The organism is Pseudochelatococcus lubricantis (genome assembly GCF_011762225.1).
GTDB classification, from domain to species: domain Bacteria; phylum Pseudomonadota; class Alphaproteobacteria; order Rhizobiales; family Beijerinckiaceae; genus Pseudochelatococcus; species Pseudochelatococcus lubricantis.
This window is the reverse complement of sequence record NZ_JAASQI010000009.1, coordinates 158,444-180,255: the sequence shown is the minus strand read 5'-3', so window position 1 is coordinate 180,255 and position 21,812 is coordinate 158,444. Positions and strand designations below refer to the sequence as shown.

The window sequence follows — 21,812 nt, the reverse complement described above, 5'->3', positions numbered from 1 at the left end:
AATATTCGCGCCCACAAGAATACCCGGTCGCCATGGGGCTTGGGAATCCATGCTTCGGCCGGCTGGAGACACGCTGCGGCCAGACGGCGAACCGGGCTCAGCCGGCTGCCGCACGACGCTGCGTCTCTTCGGGACGGGCGGCGAAAAGCACCCGCGAGAGCTGGATGGCCTCCTCAAGCTGCTCACGGATGGCGCTCGATTCCCACGAGACCCCGCGCAGCGGATGGCCGACAGCGGACAACACCGATGACGGTACACCGTCGCGCCCGATGGCGGAGAGCGTCTCCGGATCGGCATCGATGCCGTAGCGCGTGGCGTGCGGACGCACGAATCCTTTCGCCAGAAGGCTGGCGACCAGCGGATCGTCGATGCGCGTCCAGTCGAACTCATGCCCGGCGCTATTGATCACCGCGTCGGCATGCAGCGTCGCGGGCTCCCGCTCGCCGCGGCGCCGCAGCGAAACCGCCACCCCTCCGCCGGGGCGGATTTCGAGACCGAGGACCCGCGCGCCGAGCCGTGTGACGCGCCCCTGCGCCTCCACCCGCGCGAGGAAGGCATGGGAAGCGGCGGCGGCGCGGTGCAGGGAGATATCCCAGTAGCTGCGCAGATGCCGGACGAAGCGCAGTCGCTCGCGCGTGCTCAGCCCGGTCCAGAACACCGGCAGATGCGCCCGCAGCGTCGGCGCCAGCCGCTGCCAGTCGTCGCCTTGCGCGGCGATGGCGCGGCGCAGGCGCTGGGCGATGCGCAGGGCGCCAAGTGCCGTCGCCGGCACGGCAACGTCCGCAAGCCCATTCTCCAGCGGCGTCACGTCGCGCCGGGGCTGGACGATCAGGCCACGGCGCGACACGATGGTGTAGTGGCCGCGAAAACCGCCCTTTTCCAGCGTGATCAGCGAATCGAGCATGGTCAGGCTCGACCCGAGCAGCAGCACGTGACGCTTGCGGAAAATGGACGGGTCGATGCCGTCCTTCCACAGGTCGTCGACATAATACTGCTCCGCGCGGACACCCTCGGGCGCCGTCACCGGGCTGCGGCGCGGATAGAGCCCCGTGGCGAGGATTACCCTGTCCGCCGGGAGTTGCCTGCCCGACGCCAGCCGGACGGACACGCCGTCCGCCCCTGCGTCAAGATCGACCGCGCGCTCACGGACATGCTCGAACGCCACCCTACCCTCGCCGCGCGCCACGGCCTGGCGGAACGTGTCGTTGACATAGTCGCCATAGAGCCAGCGCGGCGGCGAACTTTTCGGGAAATTGCCGTCGGGCGCCTGCCAGCCGCCCCGCGCCGCCCGCTCCGCGAGCCAGCGCACCAGATGGTCCGGATCCTCCGGGAACAGGCCGAACAACTGGGCGACACCGTTGACGACATGGTCGGGGTCGGGCGTGCTGTAGGCGATGCCGCGGCCGATGTCGGCGGCCGGGTCGACGATGGTCAGGCGAAGGGGAACAGCGGCGGCGTCGATGAGCTTGATCGCGGTCGCGGCGCCCGCGAACCCTCCTCCGATGATGACGACGCGCTGGGAATACGGATGGCTCGACATTGACTTTCTCGGCGGAATGTGAAGATGGCGCGGATCGTCAGCGCAGCGGAAAGCCAAGCGCACGGGCGAGTGCGAGCAACCGGTCGCGCCCCTTGAGCGCCTGCGCCCGCCCGAGGCGTGACAGCACATGCTGCGACCACGACGGATGTTCCTGTGCCTGCCCCTTCCAGAATGCATCGAGCACCCTGTCGTAGGTCTCGACCGCCTGCGGCTGACGCGAGGCGTCGTAGGTCTCGCGGTGCAGCACCGCCGCCTGCGGCAGCCTCGGCTTGACGGAGGCGGGCCGTTGCGGGTCCGGATAGCCGATGGCGAGGCCGAATACCGGGAAGACGTAAGGCGGCAGCTTGAGGCTTTCCGCCACCTCAAGCGGCCGGTTGCGGATCGCGCCGACGTAGACCGAGCCCAGCCCCAGCGATTCGAGCGCCACCACGGCATTCTGTGCTGCCAGCGTCGCGTCCACGACGCCGAGTACCAGGGATTCGAGGAATTCCGTGCCCTCGACCGTCACTTCATGAGCCTCACCGAGCGCGCGCACGCGCGACAGGTCCGCGAGCCAGACCAGAAACAGCGGCGCCTGGCGGATGAAATCCTGATCGCCGGCGAGTGCTGCGAGTTCCGCCTTGTGCGCGGGGTTCTCGACCGCAACGACGCTCCAGACCTGCAGGTTGGAGGAGGTCGACGCCGACTGCGCGGCGGCGACGAGCGTCTCGATGACATTCTCCGGCAACGTGTCGGGCACGAAGGCGCGCACGGAACGGTGGTTCAGCAACTGGCCGATCACCGCGTTCGACAGGATGTCGGCCGGACGCGCCTCGCCGTAACGTTCGGCGAGCAGCGACGCCACGCCGCTCCCGCCCTCATCCCCAACCGCTGCAGAAGAAACCCTCGTCATGTCAAACCTCGCCAAATCCCGATGCATGCATTGCAAGCATGAAAGTGCCATCCGGCCAAGTCAATATATATTCTATATATTATATAGAAATATTAACGGCCGCGATGATTCTCATGCTTCCACCGCTTCGCTCGCGGTTTCCCATCCGGTTGCCGGACGCGGCAGCCCGAGATGATCGCGCAGGGTCTCGCCGCGATATTCGGTACGGAAAATGCCCTTGCGTTGCAACAGGGGCACGACGTGATCGACGAAAACCTCCAGCCCCTCGGGCAGCACGTCCGGCATCAGGTTGAAACCGTCTGCGGCACCGGAGAGGAACCACGCCTCGATGTCGTCGGCTATCGTCTCCGGCGTGCCCACCAGCAGCCGATGGCCGGTGCCCGTGCCGAGCCTGTGCAGCAATTGCCGCACGGTCAGCTTCTCCCGCCGGGCGAGTTCGATGGTTGCGCCGGAGAAAGTGTGCCCGCCGTCCTTCGGCGGAGCGACGTCGTCCGGCAAAGGCGCATCGAAGGACAGGCGCGCCGGATCGATCTGCAGCAGGCCGGCGATGCGCGCGAGGCCGTATTCGACGGGAAACAGTTCCCAGAGTTCCTCCTCCCGCCGCCTCGCGTCTTCCTCCGTGGCGCCGATGAGCGTGCTGAGGCCCGGCAGGAACGCGATGGGGCCGGTGCGCCCCAGGCTCCGGGCCCGCGCCCGGACGTCGGCGGCGAAGGCGATTCCCTCCTCCTGCGTCCGGGCGACGGAAAAGATGGCTTCGGCGTGGCGCGCCGCGAGGTCGCGACCATCGCCGGAGCCACCCGCCTGCACCAGCACCGGGCGTCCCTGTCGCGAGCGCGGCACGTTGAGGGGCCCGCGTACCTTGAAATGCGCGCCTTCGTGGTCGATCGGATGCACGCGGCCGATATCGACGAAGCGGCCGGTGGCCTTGTCGCCGACCAGCGCGCCGTCCTCCCAGCTATCCCATAGCTTGACGACCACATCCGCAAATTCGGCGGCGCGCTCGTATCGTTCGCGATGGGCGACGACGCCGTCGAGGCCGAAATTGCGCGCCGCCGCCGAATCGGCAGTCGTGACGATGTTCCAGCCCACGCGGCCGTTGCTGGCGAGATCGAGCGTCGCGAAACGGCGCGCGATGTTGTAGGGATCGTTGAAGGACGTGGAGGCCGTGCCGATGAGCCCGATGTGCCGGGTATGCGCAGCCACCGTGGCGAGGATGATCGTCGGCTCCAGCGCCTGGTAGGGGCGATACTCCGGACGCTCCGCGAAGACGGGAGTGTCGGCGAGGAAGACCGCGTCGAACTTGCCCCGCTCCGCGATGCGTGCGTTACGGACATAATGATTGACGTCGACGAACGCCGACGGGTCGCTCGCGGGCGCCCGCCATGCGGAGGCATAGAAGCCTGAATTCAGGATGTTGATGTTCAGATGCAGTTCGCGACGGCTCATGGTCGTCTGTCCTTTCGCCTCGTGACTCCGTGAGCGGGCTCACGCCGTCTTCTGCTCTTCCGTCGGGATGCCCACGCTCGGCCGCGTCCGGTCGATGACGCCGGTGACGGCGTACTGCCCCGCATTGCGGTCGTGATAGATGCGCGGGTTGTGCGAGGAAATGGTGCGCGCGTTGCGCCAGTGGCGGTCGAGGCCATGGGTGCGCTTGGCGGCGGATGCACCGAGCGCGTCGAAGAGAACCGTCGTCGCATTGAGCACGAGATCGCTCACGACCGAGACCGACTGGTTGACCTCCAGTTCGGAAAGGTCATAGGCCAGCGCGCGCGCTTCCTCGCCAAGTTCCGTGTCGAACTGGGCGTCGTGGGCGCGCTGCAGCGCTTCCGCCACCTTGAGCGCGATGGCGGCGGCGGCGTAGGCGGCGTTGCGCACCTTTCCCACGACCTGCAGGATCTGCGGATCGCCGGCGGCGGAAAAGCCGTTGCCGCGCGCATAGACGCGCTGGCGCCCGGAGACATGACGGGCAACGTCGACGGAAGCGGCGCGTGCGATGCCGGCGAGCGTTGCAAGATGCACCAGCTGGTAGAAGCCGGTTGCATACGGGAAACGATCCACGCCCGGCTTGACGGAACCTGCATCGAGGGCGACGTTGTCGAAGCGTGTCGTGCCGCTGGCGGTCAGCGACTGGCCGAAACCGTCCCAGTCATCAAGAATGGTGACCCCTTTCGCGGTCGTCGGCACCAGCACCAGACGGACCTCGCCCTCCTCGTCGGTAGCGGCCGCCCCCACCCAGTCCGCATACAGCGAACCCGTAGTGTAATACTTCTCGCCGTCGATGATCCACCCGTCCCCTTCGCGCCGCAGCGTCGTGGACTGCGTGCCAAGGGCCGTCGCACCGATCTCGGAATGGCCGCTGCCAACCGTCTGCCCCGCCGCGACACGCTCCAGCCACCGCGAGCGCCAGGCTTCGTCGCCGCTGCTGAAGACGTCCTCGATGAAACCGAAGTGCGCGCGCACCGAATTGGTGACGTTGGGATCGGCTTCGGAAAGCTCGATCAGCAAGGCGAAGAGTTCCGGCAGGCTAGCCCCCTGCCCGCCGAGTTCCGGCGGCAGGCGCAGCTTGGTGAAGCCCGCCGCGCGCAGCCACGACAGCTCCTCCTCCGGCAACCGGTGCTCAAGGTCGCGCGCGACCGCATTCTCGCGGATGCGCGCGAAAATGGGTCTGAACGGCGCCGCCAGTTCATCGTAGCGCGCGCTCGGCCCCGCACCCCAGCCCTGCTGAAAATTGGTCATGGAAGTCCTTCCGGGATTCTCAAGAATATTCGGGACGCCCGATAGCAGCCGGATATCCGGACCGCCGTTGCTGCCGGCGGTCATCCGGCGCGGCAGCACCGATGGACAGGGCGGGAGGAACGGGCGGCCTGAGACATAGTCCGCCCCGCGCAGATCCGGGCCCTGCCATTCCCAATGGGGTAGCGAACGGGATTTTATATGTCAATAAAAATTATGGAATTTATATTTTTTTGGTATTATGGTACTCACACCTCGTTAGCGCGACAGCGTGCCGCCGCTCGTTGTCTGCGCTTAAAATGATTTTTCTGACAATCGGTTACGTGACATCAACGCTCCGGCGCCAGTGATACGAAACATCTAAAAGTCTTCTTGACTTATAGATTTTATGTAATGAATATCGTGCCGCGTCGCTGCGGAAACGCCGGGTAGCCGCCTCGGCCATTTGCCCTTGCGTCGACGGCGAGAAATGCCCCTGAACGAATGACGGAGACATCATGAGCGATGTGACAGCGTTGCATCCCGGCGATACCGGCCTATCGGTGGCGACGGGTCGGACGGAGGCGTTGACAGGCATCGCCGCCGGTCTGGCGTGGCTGCTTGCGGCGGTCGCGGCCGCTGCGTTCGACGATCTTGGCGACTGGCTGGAGACACAGAACTACGCGATCGGCGTCGGCGTGTTCGGGCTGTCGTTCATTGTTCTCGGGCTGACGGGCCGGTGGTTTCCGCGCGGTGCCGCGTGGGTCACGCGGGCCGGCCCGTGGCTGATCGCACTGGGTCTCGTGCTGACGCTGTGGCAGCTTGCCGCCGCCAAGCTCGGCTGGCTGCCGCAGCCCTTCTTCCCGCCGCCGCAGGGCATTCTGGAGGTTTATACCTTCGAATACGAGGAGCTGGCATCGCACTTCCTCGCCTCGTTCCGGCTGCTCGCGGTGGGCTTCGTGATCGGCACCATCGCGGGCTTTCTCGTCGGCGTGTCCATCGGCTGGTCCCACAAGGCGGGTTACTGGGTTCATCCGGTGTTGCGTTTCATCGGGCCGCTGCCGGCGACGTCTCTGCTGCCGATCGTGTTCTTCGCCTTTCCGTCGAGCTGGAGCGCCAGCATCTTCCTGATCGCGCTCGCGGCCGGCTTTCCGGTGGCGGTACTCACGTGGTCGGGCGTCGCGAACGTCAACACCGCCTATTACGACGTGGCACGCACGCTGGGCGTGAAGCCGCTCGGCCTCATCTTCAAGGTCGCGATCCCGGCGGCGCTGCCGAATGTGTTCATCGGCCTGTTCATGGCGCTCGGCGCCGCGTTTTCCGCGCTGATGGTCGCCGAACTTGTCGGTGTCAAGGCCGGGATCGGTTTCTACATCCAGTGGTCGCAGGGGTGGGCGTCATATGCCAACGTCTACGCGGCGCTGATCCTGCTGGCGCTGCTCTGCTCCGGCTCGATCACGCTGCTGTTCCGCATCCGCGACCGTCTTCTTTCCTGGCAGAAGGGTCTTGTGAAATGGTAGCGGTTGAATTGCGGCCCGAGCAACCGGCCGCCTCGGCGGGCGCGTCTCTCGATATCGAAAACGTCAGCCATGCCTTCGATCTCGACGGGTCTGTGCTGCGGGTGCTGGATTCCGTGAGCCTGAACGTGGAGCCCGGCGAATTCGTCGCCCTGCTTGGGCCGTCGGGCTGCGGCAAGTCGACCCTGCTGCGCCTCATTGCCGGATTGGAGCCGCCACGCGCCGGGCAGCTGCGGGAAAACGGCCAGCCGATCACCGGGCCGCATCCGTCCCGCGTCGTGGTGTTCCAGGATCCGACGCTGTTTCCGTGGCGCACCGTGTGGAACAATGTCGCGCTCGGCCCGGAGGCGCAGGGCTCCCTGAAGCAGCAGCGGGAGCGCGTCGATGCGACGATCGATCTCGTCGGTCTGTCGCAGTTCGCCAAAGCCTATCCGCACCAGCTTTCCGGCGGCATGGCGCAGAGGGTAGCGCTCGCGCGCGCGCTGGTCAACGACCCCGAGATCCTCATCCTCGACGAGCCCCTCGGCAAGCTCGACTCGCTGACACGTCTCACCATGCAGTCGGAAATCGTGTCGCTTTGGCGCTCCAAGGGTTTCACCTCGATACTCGTCACGCACGACGTGGAGGAAGCGCTGTTCCTCGCCACCCGCGTGGTGATTTTCAGCGAGCGCCCGGCCCGCATCAAGGCCGATTTCAGGGTCGACCTGCCCTATCCGCGCCATCGCGGCGACCCTCGCCTCGCCGAACTGCGCCGCGAGAGCCTCGCGCTGCTGGGGCTTGCCGCGAGCTGGTGAGACTTCCGCCGGATTTTAAGGTGAACGAACAAACGTATCCATCGACAGGAGATTGCCAAAATGTCCGCTTCCTCAAGCAAGTCGCCGTTGCTGTCGCGCCGCGCCGTTCTCGGCGCGACGGCGCTGGCCGCGGGTGCCCCGTTCGTGGGCGGCCTGCTGCCCGTCCCGTCCTTCGCCCAGTCGTCGGAGCCGATCAGGCTCGGCTGGACCGGCACCGGCATCTGCCTCATCTCGATCCCGGTGGCCCGTGACAAGGGCTTCTTCACGAAGCATGGCGCGAACGTCGAGTTCGTCAACTTCGGTTCGAACTTCGCCTCCGGCATCGAGGCCGTGTCGTCCGGCAAGCTCGATGTCTTCGTCAACTTCATCCTCCAGTACATCAAGCCGCTGGAACAGGGCGTCAACGTGCAGTTCACCGGCTCGGTACACGGCGGCTGCATTCGCCTGCTGGCGCGCTCTGGCTCGGAGGAGACTGACTACGCCTCCCTGAAGGGCAGGGCAATCGGTGTGCGCTCCATCGACAGCCCCGGCAAGCAGTTCCTGTCAGTGCAGCTCTACAAGGCCGGCATCGACCCGCAGACAGAAGTCGAGTGGAAGGTCTATCCCGTCGACCTGCTCGGCGAGGCCATCAAGAAGGGCGAGATTCAGGCGGCCATCGACGCCGATCCGGGCATCTATCTGGTGCTCAAGAACAGCAACGGCACCCTGAAAGAAATCGGCGGCCTGCACACCGGCCAATATGCGAACCTCGCCTGCTGCGCCATCGGCATCAGCAAGGAGTTCGTCGAGGCACGGCGCGGCGATGCGGCGGCGGTGACGCGCGCGCTGCTGGAGGCCGCGCAGTGGACGCACGAAAACCCCGACGAAGCGGCCGACCTGTTCACGAATTACTCGCCCGTCGACCGCAATACGCTCGCGGAGATCATCCGCAGCCACAATCACTCCGTCAACCTGCCGGTGGGAGACACATTCCGCGCGCAGCTAGAAACCTACGCGACCGAACTCAAGACGGTCGGCATCGTCCGTCGCCGCACGGACCCGCAGGCGTTCGTGCGGCGCATCACGGCCGACGTGCTGAGCTGACGGGATCGTGCCTGGTTCCGGCGGCCTGCCGCCGCCGGGACGTTTGAAACGGCGCGGTCGCCCGCGCCACGTACAGACAGGTGAGAACGTGAGCGATCATACGGCACTTTCAGGAACGCCGATCGGTTCCCTCGACATTTCGGGGCACGGCGACGACACCGCGCTGCGCCCGCCGCGCACTCTGCTCGTCGCCGCCGGCGCATGGGCGGCCGCGGGCGTCGTGACGCTCTTCTGGCCGAACATTCAGGAATTCGCACGCACGTCCGACCTCGCGGTCGCGCAGTGGATCGTGGCGCTGCTGCTGGTTGTGGGCTATGCGTTGCATGCGCGGCTGGGCAAGGTCGGACGCTGGTTCGGCACCAACGCCGCGCGCCTGGCCGGGCTCGCCGTCCTGCTGTCGATCTGGCAGATCGCCTCGGCGAAGATCGGCCTCTGGCCGCAGCCCTACATTCCGCCGCCGCAAGGGGTGATAGACGCTTATGTCACAGACTGGAAACGTCTGGTAGACAGCGTGGCCGCCTCCCTCGTGCTGCTGTCCACGGGCATTGCCGCCGGTGCCGCAGCCGGATTCGTGACGGGGCTCGCGACGGGCTGGACGCGGAAGGTGGGCTACTGGACGAATCCGGTCCTGCGCCTCATCGGCCCCATTCCGGCCACCTCCCTCATTCCGATTGCCCTGTTCCTGTTTCCGACAAGCTTTAGCGCCAGCGTCTTTCTCGTTGCGCTGGCAACGTGGTTCCCGGTCTCGGTGCTCACCTGGTCGGGCGTCGCCAGTGTCGACAGCAGCTACTACGACGTCGCACGCACGCTCGGCGCCCGGCAGCGCTTCCTGCTGCTGAAGATCGCCATTCCAGGCTCGCTGCCGCATGTCTTCGTCGGCCTGTTCATGGGGCTCGGCAGCGCGATCTCGGTGCTTGTCGCGGCGGAGATGGTCGGCGTCAAGTCGGGCCTCGGCTACTATCTGGACTGGGCGCAAGGCTGGGCGGCCTACGGTCATCTGTTCGGCGGTCTGCTGGTGATGGCCGTATTGTTCTCCTCCCTCACGACGTTGCTGTTCCGCTTCCGGGACAGGTTGCTGATCTGGCAGAAAGGCGAAGTTCAATGGTGAATTCTTTCGGAAACCGGCTCCCGTCCCGCATCGGGGCCGCCGCGCACCTTGCCGCCGGGTTCCGCGCCGTCGCGCTGTCCAGCGCGCTGTTCGCGGCCGTCGTCGGCACGGCGTTCGCGCATGCGCATCTCGAAGCCTCCTCTCCGGCGGTGGACTCCGCCGTGCGTATCTCGCCAAAGGAAGTGACCGTCACCCTCACCGAAAAGCTAGAGGCCGGCCTTTCCCGCATCGAGGTGCGGGACGCTTCGGGCAAGCAGGTGGATCGCGGCGACACGCGCGTCTCGAAGGACGACCCGCGCACGATTTCCGTGAGCGTCGGAGACCTCGCGCCGGGCATCTATTCGGTGAAATGGTCCGTGACGTCAGTCGACACGCACGGCACGGACGGATCGTTCCGCTTCACCATCAAGCCCTGAGATCGTTGCCATGACGACATTCACACGTACTCCCTCCTCCCGGATCGCGCGCTGGGTCGGTCCGATGACGTTCAGCCTCGCCTCGGCGCTGACCTTCTCCCCGCCGGCCCTTGCCCATGTCCGCACCATCGCCACCGCGCCCGTCGCCAACGAAGCCGTGGCGCCGGCGCCCGGCGAGGTCGTGCTGACCTTTTCCGACAAGGTGCAGCCCGATCTGTCACGCATCACCGTGACCGACAGTACCGGCGCGGCGGTCGACGCCAACGACACGGCAACCTTCGGCGGCGATGCGACGAAGCTCGGCGTCAACCTCGGGCCGCTCGCCCCCGGCACCTATACGGTGTCCTGGTCGGTCATCTGCATCTACAACCATAAAGTGAGCGGCAGCTACACCTTCCAGGTCAAGCGCCAATAATGTGGGCCGGTGTCGCGGGAGTGGACTGGGGGCCGGCGCTGGTGGCGCTGCGGCTGGCGCGCGGCGTCGATCTTGCGGCATCTATCGCCCTGTTCGGCACGCTGTTGTTCTGGGTCGTCATTGCACAACCGCTCTCCCCGCCCGGAAAGAGCGATGCCCTGCGGGCGGGGATTGCGCGGCTCGTGCGCATCACGATCGCGGTCAAGATCGTGGCTGCGCTGGCCTGGCTGCCGCTTCAGGCAGCCGAGATGGGCACCGGACGGGTCGATGCCTCGCGCTCCTTTGCCGATCTCGTCGCCATCGTGGCGTTCGACACCTCCTTCGGGCGCGCACTGGCCCTGCGCACGGCGCTCGCCGTCGCGGCGGCATTCGTCGCAGGCGGGCTGGGCAGCCGCAGGCGCGTGGCGGCGGGCACACTGATCGCCGGGCTGGCACTCTGCCTGCAGGCGCACCTCGGCCACGCGGCGGCAACCGAGGGGCTTCTGCTGCCTGCATCGGTGGCGCTGCACGTCGTCGCGGCCGGTGCATGGCTCGGCGGGCTTCTGCCGCTGGTGCTGACGCTCGCCGCGTGGCCGGATGTCGCCGCACACACCGCGCGCCGCTTCTCGTGGCTGGGCCTCGCCGCCGTCATCCTGCTGACGGGCACGGCCGCCGTGCAATCCGTCGAACTGGTGGGCCATGTCGGCGGGTGGTTCGGCACTGCCTACGGCATCGTTGCGCAATGGAAGATCGCCGGCCTTGCGCTGCTGCTCGCCTTCGCGGCGCTCAACCGCTTCGTACTCACGCCGTCGGTGGCGGGCGCGGGAACCGGCCCGCGCCCGCTCATCATCAGCGTCGCCACGGAGACTTTCGTCGGACTGGCGGTCGTGGCGCTGGGCGTGTGGCTCGCCACGCTGCCTCCGGGAGCGCATATCCAGCCGGTATGGCCGTTCGCATTCCAGCCCGATTATACGGATATCGCCGCGCCGCACGTGCGGCGGGAAATCTGGCGCGCCCTGCTGCTGCTCGGCGTGGCGGCGGCGGGCGTCGCATCGCTGTTCTGGCGGCCGCTGCGGATTGTGGGGCCGATCGCGGCTATCCTGACATTCGCCTGGCTGCCGACACCCAACTGGCGGCTCCTCGCCCGGCCCGCAACGGAAACGAGCTTCTACCGCTCCGAAACGCGCTTCACGGCCGCCTCCATCGCCCGGGGCGAGGAACTGCTGCACCGTTATTGCACCGCCGCCTGCTTCCGGCCCGTCGACGACCCCTCCGACCTCACGCCCTACAACCTGTGGGCGCGCACGGACGGCGACCTGTTCGGGTGGCTGACGCGGGTGTTCGACGTGATCGGGCACAGCCCCTTCGAGCACGGCGCCATCGCACGGCTGAGCGAGCGCGAGCGCTGGCTGCTGATCGACTATTTCCGGGCGCGCGTGGCGGGATCGGCCGTGAACGGCAGCGAGCGCTGGCGCTATCCGATCCCCGCGCCGGCGCTCGGGCTGACCTGCGCCGACGGGCGGAAGCGGCAGCTGCGGGACCTGTCGGGCCGCATCGTGCAGATCGTGGCGAGCGGGGACGGCCGCCTTCCCCGCCTGCCAGAACCGCCGCCGGACATCGGCGTGGCCACCGTCGTGCTTTCGAAGCGCGAACCCGCGACCGGGGAACTTGCCGGGGATATTTGCTACACGTCCTCGCCCGACGCCTGGACCGCGTTCGCCATCGTCAGCGGCGTCGACGAAAGCGCGTTGGCGGGCACGCGGATCCATATCGACGCCAACGGCTGGCTACGCACGCGCGTGCTGCCCTCCGACGTCCTCGACGACGACACATGGCGGCTCGAAATCGCCGACATCGCCAGCGCACCCCTCGTGGCGGACGTCTCGGGCGGACACGGGCATTGAGCGGATGGAATCATTGCCGCGCCGGGGCCTTACCCGGCGGCGCGGCTTTCCGCGAAGCGGCTGGACGGACGCTGGAGACCGAGGTGGTCGCGCAGCGTCGAGCCGGCATATTCGCGGCGAAATATCCCCCGGTTGCGAAGGATGGGAACGACGTGCTCGACAAAGTCCTCAAGGCCGGAGGGCTCGACATCCGGCATGAGGTTGAAACCGTCGACGGCGCCCGCCGCGAACCATTCCTCGATCGCATCCGCGAGCTGTTCCGGGCTGCCGATGACCAGCCGGTGCCAGGATTGCACCCGGTCGAGAAGTTCGCGGACCGTGAGCGTCTCGCGGCGCGCCAGCCGGAGCGCGATCTCGCGTGCGCCCTGCGAATGGGGCGAGAGTTCGGTCGTTTCGAGCAGCGAGCGCGGCAGCGGCTTGTCCCACGCCAGCTCACCCGCATCGACTCCGAGCTGGCGCGCGAAGGTCGCCAACCGACGATCGCCCGCCAGATCGTTGAGCACGCGCGCCCTCTCCCGCGCTTCGGCTTCCGTGCCGCCGAGTATGAAGGACAGACCCGGCATCACCCTGATCGCATCGGCCGGGCGCCCATAGGCCGCCGTGCGCCGCCGCAGGTCGCGCGTGAATTCGAGCGCGTGGTCGAGCGACCCCAGCGACGCGAAAACCGCGTCGGCGTGACGGGCCGCGAGATCGAGCCCGCCGGGCGATCCCCCGGCCTGAAACAGCACCGGCTGGCCCTGCGGCGCACGCGGCAGGTTGAGCGGGCCCTTGACGCTGAAGAACCGGCCGCGATGGTTCACGGGACGGACCGAATGCGGGCGGGTGAACTGTGCCGCCGCCTGATCGGCGACGAGGGCGTCGTCGTCCCAGCTATCCCAGAGCGCACGCACGACATCCACGAATTCCACCGCCTTCGCGTAGCGCTGCTCGCGGTCGGCGTGCGGCTCGCCGCCGAAGTTATCGGTCGTCGCCGCGTCCCAGGTCGTGACGACGTTCCACGCCGCGCGCCCGCCGCTCAGATGGTCGAGCGATGCGATGCGCCGGGCAAGACCAAAAGGATTGTCGACCGTGGTGGACACGGTCGCGACGAGACCGACATGGCTCGTCTGCCCCGCGAGCACGGACAGCAGCACCACGGGATCGAAGGAGTTGACCGGCCCGGCGACCTGCCCGTCGGGACCGAGCGGAACGTTCGTGCCGTCGGCCAGAAAAATCGCATCGAGCGTGCCCTTCTCGGCAACCGCCGCGATGTGGCGCCACTGCGACGGCTTGATGTAGCCCAGCGGATCCGTGCCCGGAAACTGCCAAGCGGCCGGATGCATCCCGGCTGCGAGCACGTTCAGGCCAAGATGCAATTCCCGTTTGCTGGCTGTCGGCATGGCTGTGTCCCTGCGGTTGATCGACCCGAGGCAAAACATTAGCCAGCCGGCTCCTTGCGCACAATATAATTTTTATATAATTTATCGAATTTATAGCATTATCCCGCAGACAGAACGATACCGGAGCCTCTCCCATCATGACCGCAGTCCAGCGCATCCCCGCAGAATCCCTTGACGTCCTGCCCGACCTGCAACCGGTGTTCGATGAGATCGCCGCGACCAGTTCCGAGCGCGACAGCGAGCGGATTCACCCCCTCGACGTTCTGGAAAAGCTCCGCGCGGTCCGTTTCGGCGCGAGCCGTTTTCCCGCCGCGGAAGGAGGCCGGGGGGCTTCGTGGCGCGAGACGCTGGACGCACTGGTGAGGCTGGCGGAGGCCGATTCGAGCGTCGCGCATGTCTTCCGCAACCATCTCTTTGTCAGCGAACGTTTTCTGACGGGCCGGGAGGAAGGCTACAATCCCGAGTGGCGGAAGGCGGTGCTGCGCGGCGAACTCATCGGCCTCGCGACGACGGAACTCGACCGCAAGCAGACCGGCGGGCGCGGCGACCTCAAAACCGTCCTCACCCCGGACGGCGACGGCTTCCGCTTGAACGGAACGAAGTTCTACAGCACCGGCACGCTCTACGCCGAATGGACGCTGGTGCGCGCCACCGGCCCCGGCGACGAGGACGTGTCCATCATCATTCCGACCGGCCGCGAAGGCGTGGAGCGGATCGACGACTGGGACGGCATCGGCCAGAAAGTCACCGGCAGCGGCACCACCAATTTCCATGACGTCCGGGTGGAGGCCGACGAAATCATCCGCGACGCCCGCCCGTTCGTGCAGCCATTTTCCAGCACCATCGCCCAGACCGTCGTCACTGCGGTGAATGCCGGCATCCTGCGCGCCGTGCTGCGGGATGCGAAAGCGCTGCTGCTCGGCCGCACGCGCAACTTCTATTATGCGCCCGCTTCCGTCGCCGCCGATGATCCGCTGCTGCAGCAGACCATCGGGCGTATCTCCGGCGATGCCTTCGCGGCCGAACTCGCCATTCTGGCCGTGGGCGACACGCTGGACGCTTTTGCCGATGCGCGGGACGGCGGCGCGGATGAAGAGACGCTGGCGGACCTCGCTCACGAGGCCTCCATCGCCGCCGCCAAGGCGAAGATCGTCATCGACGAGTTCGTTCTGCGCTCGGCCAACGCCGCGTTCGAGGTCGGTGGCGCGACTGCCGCCACTTTGCGCAAGAACATCGACCGGCACTGGCGCAATGCCCGCACGTTGGCGTCGCACAATCCCGTGGTCTACAAGGCGCAGGCGCTGGGCGCCTATGAACTGCGCGGCACGAAGCTGCCGAGCCTCGGCTTTTTCTGACACCTTGCCGGCGGCGCAGGCCGTTGCGCCGCCGGACAAGCCGGGCGATAACGCGGTAGCGCCGCGTGCCGGCGCACTGCCCTTTTCGAGGAAAACCAATGTTCGAGGCCCAGACGATCACCGTCGCCGACCCGCGTGCGTTCCATGACGATCTCGACCGGCAATTGCGCGCACTCATCGAGGGGGAGCGCGACGCGATCGCCAACGCGGCGAACGCCTCCGCGCTGATCTTCCAGCTCGTTCCCGATCTCAACTGGGCCGGATTCTACTTCCTGCGCGCTGACGACGAACTCGTGGTCGGCCCGTTCCAGGGCAGGCCCGCGTGCGTGCGCATCAAGGTCGGTAAGGGCGTTTGCGGCACGGCCGTGGAGCGGCGGGAGTCTATCGTCGTCGCCGACGTCCACGCCTTCCCCGGCCACATCGCCTGTGACGCCAACTCACGTTCGGAGCTGGTAGTGCCGCTGTTCCACGGCGACAGGGTACTGGGCGTGCTCGACCTCGACAGCCCGGTGCCAGGCCGTTTCGGCGAGGCTGAGCGGATCGGCTTCGAACGCCTCGCGGCCACCTACGTCGCGGGTACCGACTGGTAGGACGGCGGCGGCTCGCCCGGCATCCACCGCTGCCCACGCATCCGGCGTCACGTTGCCGCCGGCTTCGCCGCGTGGCCCTGTTCGACGAGCCAGCCGTCATGCAGCCACTTCTCCGTCTGACGATGGCCGGGTAAGGTAATCCAGACGATATCGCGCTCGAATACCATCGCCTTGCGGTCGGGGCCGACGATCACCCAGAACCAGCGGCCGTCGACGGTGTTGCGCATCTTCACCTTCATGCCGGTCAGCGTGAGATTCTCCGCGCGGCCGTCGCGCGTTACGCGCAGAGGCTCGTCGTGCGGCTCGATCCAGCTGAGCTGAAGACCGGGCAGCAGATCGGGCGCGGCCTGCCGCAGGAAAGCCATGGCAATCTCCCGCGCCTCCTCCCGCGACGGCAGGTCGCCGCCCATGAGGTCGAGGTCCATGCGGGCGAAGCCTTTCAGGCGGCCATCCGCGGCGACGATCGTGCTGAAATGCTCGCCGCCGGCAAAGGCGTTGCGGCCGTCCGCGCGTTCATAGCGCACGAGTTCCGCGTGTTCGCCGTCGACAGCAGCGGCCCGGCGGCCGGCCTCGCGGTAGCCGGCGGGAAGATGCTGGCGGATGACGGCGGCGGATACGTCCGGAGCGGCAGTGGTCATGGCGGGTCCTTTCTTCGTCTGCGCAAGGGCAACGGTGGCAACGGTCGCGGCCAACAGGCCCAGAACGGCGATAGCGATAACGGGCGTTATGCGGGGCATGACCGGTTTCCTCATGTTGCGGTGGACGGCACAGGCCGGCGGGCGACATCCGCCATGAGCGGCGCAAGCAATGCGACGGCACAAAAAGTCATGCGTCAGTGCCCTTTCGTAAATTGACGTTAGCTTTAGATTTGAGGGGTGCGGCGGCCACTCCCCTTGCCTCTCACTCGGCCTGTTTCGCTTCGGCGATCAGGTGCTCCATACGGGCAATGTTCCGTGCAAGGTCGCGCCTGAACGCTGCCAACTCTTCAAGCTGGGCATCGGCTTTGGCGAGCTGGGCCTGAAGGATGTCCAGCACCTTTTCCTTGCCCCTGACGCCGGTTGCATCCTCGAAATAGAGGTCGATCACACCGGCGATTTCGTCGAGGCTGAGGCCAAGCCGCTTCAGCGTGGCAATCTTCTCCAGACGCTTCAGGGCTGTTCCGTCATAGTAGCGATAGCCTGCCCCTTCCCGCTCGGCCGGTTTCACCAGCCCGAGCCGTTCGTAGTAGTGAATGGTGCGGTGACTGACCCCGGCGCGCTGCGCAAGCTCGCCGATCTGCATGAGAGACGACAAACGATCACCTTTATCAACCTGACGTCCAGTATAGATTATGCATGAAACGCCGCTTCGTCAATAGCGGGCGCGATAGCGATATGCGGCGGCATGCCTCATGATGCGGCTCCCGGGGTACAAGCAGGACGGTGACGAGAATGGACAAGGATCTGGAGCGGATGGACCGAGATGCCCTCATCGCGGAGGTGAAGCGGCTTCGTGACGGCATTCGCCGGCATCGCGACAGTTCCGGCCATGACCTGTGCTGGTATCATCCGCAGCTCTGGGGACTGCTGCCGGAACCGGCGGCACCGGAGGTGGCGGTGCCGCCGTGGCCGAAATTCATGCGTGGCTGCGTGGCGTTCCGATCGAGCCTCGACAGAGAATTGCCGGATGCGCCGGTGGCGGACGTGGAATTCGATGCGCCCGCCGTCACGAGCGCGGCAGACCGGCGATCCGGCTGATGAAAAGGCGCAGGGCCCTGCGCACGGCGAGGGCGGGCGGCTCAGCGGGATGCCATTCCGGAAAATGACCATCTATGGCCATGCGCGCGAGGCCGTAAACGAACGCGCGCGAGGCGAGCACCAGGAGGTCGACATCGCTCTCCGGCGCCAGCTGCCCTTGCCGTTTGGCCTCGGTCAGCAACGCGGCCATTCTTTGCCGGATGGCCTCATTCTGGCTGCGGAGACTGTCGGAGGCCTCGAAATCGATCAGTTTGCGGGAGCTGATGATCTGAAAATGGGTAGGGTTGGCAATCGCCCATTGCAGATAGCCCTGCCCGATCGCCTCGACGGCCGCGAGCGGATCCGCTCCGTCGGCAGCCGCCTGTGCCTCGGCGACAGCCGCCGTCAGGCGGTCCATGGCCTGTTCGGCGACCGCCGTCAGAAGCGCCGCCTTCGAGCGGAAATGCCGGAAGGGAGCGCCCGGTGAAACCCCGGCCCGCTTCGCCGCCTCGCGCACGGACACCTGCTCGACACCGCGCTCGGCAATGATCTCCACGGTCGCGGCAATCAGGGCCTCGACCAGATTGCCATGATGGTAGCGCTTGGGGTGACCGGTCTCGCCGGCGTCGGTCGTCTCGGTCATGCCCCTCCGCATAGCACGGCGCGGAAATGTAATCACCGATTATTTCCTTGCGCTCGCACCCTTCCTATGTAATCGTTGATTACATTATCGATGGAGGTATCCATGTTCCGCATCATCGCAACGACCGGCCTCGCCCTTGCCCTGCTGTCGCCCTTGCCTGCGGCAGCGCAGGACAAGCCCGCCGTCGAAATCGTGTGGCCCCCGGCCGGATCGGTCGTCACGCTCGGAGAGGACACCGAAAAGGCGATTGGCGTCGTCGTCAGAAGCAACTTCGCGCTGCTCCCGGCCGGCCAGTGCGGTGACAACCGGCAATGCGGCCACGTGCACATGAAGATCGACCCGGACGGCGATACCTGCAACATTCCCGGCAGGCCCTACAACAGCATGAACAGCGACTTCGGCGGTGACCTTGTCAAGGCACGTTTCGGCCATTGCCCGGACGCAACCGGCCAACACGTGATCGGCATCCTGCTCGCCGACGACCGCCATCGGCCCATCCTCGTGGACGGCAAGCCCGTGACGGCTCTGGTGAAGGTGATAACGAAACAGGCCGAGCCGGCGACCCGGTGAACGCCGTGATTGTGAACATCGCGTTCGCCACCGACAGATGATGCCGCGCTTCCAGCCCCGCCCCGGCTGCGATTGACAAGAAAATCTAACGGATATGTAGAAATATTTATATGCGAGATTTTACTGCCGCTATTTAGATAATAAAGACGGCTAACCGCGCTGCTTTGCATATCCGATACGCGCTATATACATGTATAAAGAGATTTTAGAAATAATGCAGAAAAAATCCCGGAGTATGGACAGAGCATCACTTGAGGGTTCTGGTCCCTTTTCCCTCATGCGATAAGGCGGCACGGCAAAGCCTCCACCCCGTTTCGGCGATGCCGTGCCGCCTTCCCAGCCGGCCACGGTACCCGTCACGGACAGGAGCGACAACGACGCACCGACATGGCGAGAAGAGACGCGCCGATTCGCGTCACGTCGAGAGCCCCGAAACCCCTGCCAGCGCAATGACCCTCAAGGAATTCAGACAAAAAGAAACCCGCCAACCGACTGAGTCAGCGGGGATTTCTGGAGCGGGCGATGGGAATCGAACCCACGACATACAGCTTGGGAAGCTGTCGTTCTACCACTGAACTACGCCCGCGACCGGCAGGATGCAGATTTGTCTGATACCGCCTTTTGCAGTGCTCGCCAAGGAAAATCGCACAGGCGGATGCGGGTGTCACCAAGCAAATACGGGAGCAGATTTCGCTGCTCCCGTACCACAAGTCGTGAATGCGACAGAAGCGCGGATGGCCGTGCCTGTCGTCATGCGGCGCGAGCGGCGGCGCGCTGCGCGGTGAAGTGACCGCACCAGTCCTCAGCCGTCACGACGGGCCACAGCGACTTGGCTTCCGAACCGGCCTGGGGCGCGGGCGGGTTGAAACGGCATACGCCAGCTTCCGTCGCGGAGGCGGCGGCCGCCTGCTTCGTGGCGTCGTCGAAAAAGACGCAGTTCGTGCAGGAAGTCGTATTCATCGTCGTTCTCCTCATTCTTTGAAACAGGTTCCGAAGGCAGCGGATGGAGGGTTTCGCCGCCTTGATTGAAATCACTATAAATTAGATTCATTCCAAAATGCAAGCGGAATATCGGCCGAAGATGTGAAATTCCGGACCCGCACGGCGGCGTCGGATAAAATCTGCATGTTTTTCATAGAGATATAAGGATTCGCATCGGACGAGGTTCTGTTTCCCGAGTAGCCCTCCGGGCAGCTAGCTCGCGCGGGACCGGTCGATGCACCGCGCATGCTGCCCTATGCCTCCTTCAAGGGAAAGCCGATGCAAGCGGGGCGCCCCCTGCTCTTCCGGCAAGAGGGGCCCGGCGGTAGGCAGCGCGACCGAAACGGCCCAAGCAACCCGGCACCCCGATCAAGCCGCTCAACCGATATAAGTGTAGCCGAGATACCGCTTTGCCTCGATCGGGTCATAGCCGAGACGTATGCGCAGTTTCTTGCGCAACTTGCTCATATGTCCCTCGATGACGTTTTCCTCGACGTTCTCGTTGAAAATTCCATAGATCGCGTTGAATATCTGCGCCTTGCTGACACGCCTTCCGCGGTTGCGCACCAGATACTCCAGGATATGGCGCTCGCGGCGCGGCAGGATGAACTTTTCGCCGTTGATCTCCGGATCGCGCCCGTCGAAAAAAACCTGAATGCCCATGCGGCCCAGCTCGCTGTCGACACGCGCATTGATGCGCCTCCAGATCGCGTCGACACGCGCCAGAATCTCCCGCACGTGGATGGGTTTGCGGACGACATCGTCGATGCCGCCCTTGAACAGTTGCAGCGTCTGCTCAAGCGAACGGGTCTCGTTCATCGCGATGATGGGCGCGCGGCAATGCGTCCGGATCATATCGGCACACGATACACGCTCGTCGAAATCACCAAGCAGGAAGCCCTGGACGCATTCCAGATCGGGGTCGGAAGTCGTGGACAGCCACTCGCGAAAGTCCCCGGCGTTAAAGCCAAGCGATGGCAAGCCTTCGCGATCGAAACCCGCGACATAGCCATCCGTTACGATCTGTCGCTGATCAACAACAACGTACATCACCGCCACCTGAATCGTAAAATCCAGATCACCATAGCTTAAAAAAATAAATCATGGCAATAGCTCTCAATAAACGAAAGTATAACTCAATTATATTGAACCGATAATCATGGTTAAATTATTTTATTTATTTGAATTTATATCAAAAAATTTTTCTATTATATAATAATATGTATATTATTTATAATAATAGTTTTTATAAAATATTGATATATTTTAATAAAATAAATAAATATTTGATATCATGACGCACTATCCCAATGGCGACCATCTTAGCACCGTCCCTGAAAATATAATTGCCTGCAGTTACGCTTTACTATGGATTTTGCGGCGCATCAATAAGTAAGATGGCGACAAAACAGGTCTTATCTCGGCTCTACACTTATTATGGGCCCCAGTCTCCTGTCCGCCAGGCCGCCCAGATCGTATGATAACGGGGCCCTGACGCTGCCATCGACTGACAGGCGCGAGACGGAACCATCGAGATAGAGGGCATCGGGGCAACGCAGTTCGTCGCGGAAGAGCCGGGCGAACTGGCCGAAGCTGATTCCCTGCCGGGAAATCGCCAGCACCACCGTGCCGTCCGCGCGCACGCCGACGCCGTTGCGAATCTTGCGCGAGTCGCCGTCCGATTTGAACCGGGGATGAATGCGGCCACCCGTCACGAGCAGCGGGCCGGACTGCGTGGCGACATCCGGCCTGATTCCACGCTTGAGGAACGCCTGCGTCTCCGCAACGCCCGCCCTGCTGCCCCTGACAAAGAAAACGCCGTTCGGCTTCATATAGAAGTTGCCGGTGCCACGGCGGGTGTTGGCCGGGTGGCGCACCTGCCCCGCGCTGACGAAAAGCCCCACGGGCGACAGATCCTCCTCGAACATGCCGGCGTTCATGGTGATCAGGCCCCGCCTCCCCTGCCGCGCGAGCTCCCGCTCCAGCGCACCGAGCGAACCGTAGGGCGCGCCCTTGGAGTCGTCCCAGTGAAGGTCAATACGGTAGCGCCGCAGGTCGATCTCGCAGACCGTGTGCCCCACGCCGGCGAACGAGACCTCCCTGCACATCTGCGCGCCTTCGCGCGAAGCGGCGCCTGACGCACAACACAAAGTGGCGACGCCCGCCAGCACAGCAGCCAGAAGGCGGCGCCCTGCCGCGCCCGCAACCGCCATGCGCCG

22 protein-coding genes and 1 tRNA gene are annotated in these 21,812 nt (G+C 65.2%); 11 read left to right on the top strand and 12 right to left on the bottom strand.

Annotated features, from left to right (window positions below; genetic code table 11):
* Positions 1-97: 97 nt before the first annotated feature.
* The 4 genes from FHS82_RS17435 to FHS82_RS17420 all read right to left on the bottom strand — a co-directional run bounded on the left by FHS82_RS17435 (position 98) and on the right by FHS82_RS17420 (position 5,168).
* Entirely contained in the window at positions 98-1,540 is a 1,443-nt protein-coding gene (locus FHS82_RS17435; protein ID WP_166955210.1) for an FAD/NAD(P)-binding protein, read from the bottom strand.
* A gap of 37 nt (positions 1,541-1,577) precedes the next feature.
* On the bottom strand, positions 1,578-2,432 hold the full coding sequence (locus FHS82_RS17430; RefSeq protein ID WP_166955208.1) for an NADPH-dependent oxidoreductase: 855 nt from the start codon (positions 2,430-2,432) through the stop codon (positions 1,578-1,580).
* 111 nt (positions 2,433-2,543) lie between these two features.
* Positions 2,544-3,878: an LLM class flavin-dependent oxidoreductase gene (locus FHS82_RS17425; protein WP_166955206.1), complete on the bottom strand. Its 1,335-nt coding sequence runs from the start codon at positions 3,876-3,878 to the stop codon at positions 2,544-2,546.
* 39 nt (positions 3,879-3,917) lie between these two features.
* The gene (locus FHS82_RS17420) at positions 3,918-5,168 is read right to left on the bottom strand and encodes an acyl-CoA dehydrogenase family protein (RefSeq protein ID WP_166955204.1); all 1,251 of its coding nucleotides are present in this window, start codon (positions 5,166-5,168) and stop codon (positions 3,918-3,920) included.
* A 494-nt stretch (positions 5,169-5,662) separates the two neighbouring features.
* Between FHS82_RS17420 and FHS82_RS17415 the strand changes: the two genes are divergently transcribed.
* The 7 genes from FHS82_RS17415 to FHS82_RS17385 all read left to right on the top strand — a co-directional run bounded on the left by FHS82_RS17415 (position 5,663) and on the right by FHS82_RS17385 (position 12,360).
* Entirely contained in the window at positions 5,663-6,664 is a 1,002-nt protein-coding gene (locus FHS82_RS17415) for an ABC transporter permease (RefSeq protein WP_166955202.1), read from the top strand.
* Positions 6,658-7,455, top strand: a complete 798-nt coding sequence (locus FHS82_RS17410; RefSeq protein WP_166955200.1) for an ABC transporter ATP-binding protein — start codon at positions 6,658-6,660, stop codon at positions 7,453-7,455. Before FHS82_RS17415 ends, FHS82_RS17410 begins: the two co-directional genes overlap by 7 nt.
* Before the next feature lie 60 nt (positions 7,456-7,515).
* Complete coding sequence (locus FHS82_RS17405) at positions 7,516-8,538, top strand: ABC transporter substrate-binding protein (RefSeq protein WP_166955198.1); 1,023 nt, start codon at positions 7,516-7,518, stop codon at positions 8,536-8,538.
* A gap of 88 nt (positions 8,539-8,626) precedes the next feature.
* Entirely contained in the window at positions 8,627-9,646 is a 1,020-nt protein-coding gene (locus FHS82_RS17400) for an ABC transporter permease (RefSeq protein ID WP_166955196.1), read from the top strand.
* Entirely contained in the window at positions 9,640-10,062 is a 423-nt protein-coding gene (locus FHS82_RS17395) for a copper resistance CopC family protein (RefSeq protein WP_166955194.1), read from the top strand. Before FHS82_RS17400 ends, FHS82_RS17395 begins: the two co-directional genes overlap by 7 nt.
* Positions 10,063-10,072: 10 nt before the next feature.
* Positions 10,073-10,477: a copper resistance CopC family protein gene (locus tag FHS82_RS17390; RefSeq protein WP_166955192.1), complete on the top strand. Its 405-nt coding sequence runs from the start codon at positions 10,073-10,075 to the stop codon at positions 10,475-10,477.
* Positions 10,477-12,360: a CopD family protein gene (locus tag FHS82_RS17385; RefSeq protein ID WP_166955190.1), complete on the top strand. Its 1,884-nt coding sequence runs from the start codon at positions 10,477-10,479 to the stop codon at positions 12,358-12,360. Before FHS82_RS17390 ends, FHS82_RS17385 begins: the two co-directional genes overlap by 1 nt.
* Positions 12,361-12,389: 29 nt before the next feature.
* On the opposite strand, the gene FHS82_RS17380 is transcribed toward FHS82_RS17385, so the two are convergent.
* Entirely contained in the window at positions 12,390-13,739 is a 1,350-nt protein-coding gene (locus FHS82_RS17380) for an LLM class flavin-dependent oxidoreductase (protein ID WP_166955188.1), read from the bottom strand.
* A gap of 137 nt (positions 13,740-13,876) precedes the next feature.
* On the opposite strand from FHS82_RS17380, the gene FHS82_RS17375 reads away from it, so the two are divergent.
* Both FHS82_RS17375 and FHS82_RS17370 read left to right on the top strand, forming a co-directional pair.
* Positions 13,877-15,094 (top strand): acyl-CoA dehydrogenase family protein, encoded by a 1,218-nt coding sequence (locus FHS82_RS17375; RefSeq protein ID WP_166955186.1) that lies wholly within the window; start codon positions 13,877-13,879, stop codon positions 15,092-15,094.
* 98 nt (positions 15,095-15,192) lie between these two features.
* Positions 15,193-15,684 carry a GAF domain-containing protein gene (locus FHS82_RS17370; RefSeq protein WP_166955184.1) on the top strand — a complete coding sequence of 164 codons (492 nt, stop codon included), beginning with the start codon at positions 15,193-15,195 and terminating at the stop codon, positions 15,682-15,684.
* 47 nt (positions 15,685-15,731) lie between these two features.
* Here FHS82_RS17370 and FHS82_RS17365 read toward each other — a convergent pair whose 3' ends face one another.
* Together FHS82_RS17365 and FHS82_RS17360 are read right to left on the bottom strand one after the other, a co-directional pair.
* On the bottom strand, positions 15,732-16,421 hold the full coding sequence (locus tag FHS82_RS17365; RefSeq protein WP_166955182.1) for a hypothetical protein: 690 nt from the start codon (positions 16,419-16,421) through the stop codon (positions 15,732-15,734).
* Positions 16,422-16,584: 163 nt separating this feature from the next.
* Positions 16,585-16,977, bottom strand: a complete 393-nt coding sequence (locus tag FHS82_RS17360; RefSeq protein ID WP_208394307.1) for a MerR family transcriptional regulator — start codon at positions 16,975-16,977, stop codon at positions 16,585-16,587.
* 137 nt (positions 16,978-17,114) lie between these two features.
* Here FHS82_RS17360 and FHS82_RS17355 point away from each other — a divergent pair, with 137 nt between their 5' ends.
* Positions 17,115-17,420, top strand: a complete 306-nt coding sequence (locus FHS82_RS17355) for a hypothetical protein (protein WP_166955180.1) — start codon at positions 17,115-17,117, stop codon at positions 17,418-17,420.
* Here the strand turns inward: FHS82_RS17355 and FHS82_RS17350 are convergent.
* The gene (locus FHS82_RS17350) at positions 17,389-18,042 is read right to left on the bottom strand and encodes a TetR/AcrR family transcriptional regulator (protein ID WP_166955178.1); all 654 of its coding nucleotides are present in this window, start codon (positions 18,040-18,042) and stop codon (positions 17,389-17,391) included. The genes FHS82_RS17355 and FHS82_RS17350 overlap by 32 nt on opposite strands.
* 102 nt (positions 18,043-18,144) lie before the next feature.
* Here FHS82_RS17350 and FHS82_RS17345 point away from each other — a divergent pair, with 102 nt between their 5' ends.
* Entirely contained in the window at positions 18,145-18,612 is a 468-nt protein-coding gene (locus FHS82_RS17345) for a hypothetical protein (RefSeq protein WP_166955176.1), read from the top strand.
* Positions 18,613-19,123: 511 nt separating this feature from the next.
* Here FHS82_RS17345 and FHS82_RS17340 read toward each other — a convergent pair.
* The 4 genes from FHS82_RS17340 to FHS82_RS17325 all read right to left on the bottom strand — a co-directional run bounded on the left by FHS82_RS17340 (position 19,124) and on the right by FHS82_RS17325 (position 21,806).
* Positions 19,124-19,198 (bottom strand) — tRNA-Gly (locus FHS82_RS17340).
* A gap of 164 nt (positions 19,199-19,362) precedes the next feature.
* A complete protein-coding gene (locus FHS82_RS17335; protein ID WP_166955174.1) occupies positions 19,363-19,572 on the bottom strand; it encodes a hypothetical protein in 210 nt (69 codons plus the stop codon).
* Positions 19,573-19,971: 399 nt separating this feature from the next.
* Positions 19,972-20,643: a response regulator transcription factor gene (locus FHS82_RS17330; protein WP_166955172.1), complete on the bottom strand. Its 672-nt coding sequence runs from the start codon at positions 20,641-20,643 to the stop codon at positions 19,972-19,974.
* A gap of 365 nt (positions 20,644-21,008) precedes the next feature.
* Positions 21,009-21,806 carry a phosphodiester glycosidase family protein gene (locus FHS82_RS17325; RefSeq protein WP_166955170.1) on the bottom strand — a complete coding sequence of 266 codons (798 nt, stop codon included), beginning with the start codon at positions 21,804-21,806 and terminating at the stop codon, positions 21,009-21,011.
* Between the last annotated feature and the right edge of the window lie 6 nt (positions 21,807-21,812).

Excerpts from the sequence above, each read along its gene's own strand:
- FHS82_RS17435 (WP_166955210.1), bottom strand. The coding sequence starts at position 1,540 with ATGTCGAGCCATCCGTATTCCCAGCGCGTCGTCATCATCGGAGGAGGG.
- FHS82_RS17430 (WP_166955208.1), bottom strand. The coding sequence starts at position 2,432 with ATGACGAGGGTTTCTTCTGCAGCGGTTGGGGATGAGGGCGGGAGCGGC.
- FHS82_RS17425 (WP_166955206.1), bottom strand. The coding sequence starts at position 3,878 with ATGAGCCGTCGCGAACTGCATCTGAACATCAACATCCTGAATTCAGGC.
- FHS82_RS17420 (WP_166955204.1), bottom strand. The coding sequence starts at position 5,168 with ATGACCAATTTTCAGCAGGGCTGGGGTGCGGGGCCGAGCGCGCGCTAC.
- FHS82_RS17415 (WP_166955202.1), top strand. The coding sequence starts at position 5,663 with ATGAGCGATGTGACAGCGTTGCATCCCGGCGATACCGGCCTATCGGTG.
- FHS82_RS17410 (WP_166955200.1), top strand. The coding sequence starts at position 6,658 with ATGGTAGCGGTTGAATTGCGGCCCGAGCAACCGGCCGCCTCGGCGGGC.
- FHS82_RS17405 (WP_166955198.1), top strand. The coding sequence starts at position 7,516 with ATGTCCGCTTCCTCAAGCAAGTCGCCGTTGCTGTCGCGCCGCGCCGTT.
- FHS82_RS17395 (WP_166955194.1), top strand. The coding sequence starts at position 9,640 with ATGGTGAATTCTTTCGGAAACCGGCTCCCGTCCCGCATCGGGGCCGCC.
- FHS82_RS17390 (WP_166955192.1), top strand. The coding sequence starts at position 10,073 with ATGACGACATTCACACGTACTCCCTCCTCCCGGATCGCGCGCTGGGTC.
- FHS82_RS17385 (WP_166955190.1), top strand. The coding sequence starts at position 10,477 with ATGTGGGCCGGTGTCGCGGGAGTGGACTGGGGGCCGGCGCTGGTGGCG.
- FHS82_RS17380 (WP_166955188.1), bottom strand. The coding sequence starts at position 13,739 with ATGCCGACAGCCAGCAAACGGGAATTGCATCTTGGCCTGAACGTGCTC.
- FHS82_RS17375 (WP_166955186.1), top strand. The coding sequence starts at position 13,877 with ATGACCGCAGTCCAGCGCATCCCCGCAGAATCCCTTGACGTCCTGCCC.
- FHS82_RS17370 (WP_166955184.1), top strand. The coding sequence starts at position 15,193 with ATGTTCGAGGCCCAGACGATCACCGTCGCCGACCCGCGTGCGTTCCAT.
- FHS82_RS17365 (WP_166955182.1), bottom strand. The coding sequence starts at position 16,421 with ATGCCCCGCATAACGCCCGTTATCGCTATCGCCGTTCTGGGCCTGTTG.
- FHS82_RS17355 (WP_166955180.1), top strand. The coding sequence starts at position 17,115 with ATGGACAAGGATCTGGAGCGGATGGACCGAGATGCCCTCATCGCGGAG.
- FHS82_RS17350 (WP_166955178.1), bottom strand. The coding sequence starts at position 18,042 with ATGACCGAGACGACCGACGCCGGCGAGACCGGTCACCCCAAGCGCTAC.
- FHS82_RS17345 (WP_166955176.1), top strand. The coding sequence starts at position 18,145 with ATGTTCCGCATCATCGCAACGACCGGCCTCGCCCTTGCCCTGCTGTCG.
- FHS82_RS17335 (WP_166955174.1), bottom strand. The coding sequence starts at position 19,572 with ATGAATACGACTTCCTGCACGAACTGCGTCTTTTTCGACGACGCCACG.
- FHS82_RS17330 (WP_166955172.1), bottom strand. The coding sequence starts at position 20,643 with ATGTACGTTGTTGTTGATCAGCGACAGATCGTAACGGATGGCTATGTC.
- FHS82_RS17325 (WP_166955170.1), bottom strand. The coding sequence starts at position 21,806 with ATGGCGGTTGCGGGCGCGGCAGGGCGCCGCCTTCTGGCTGCTGTGCTG.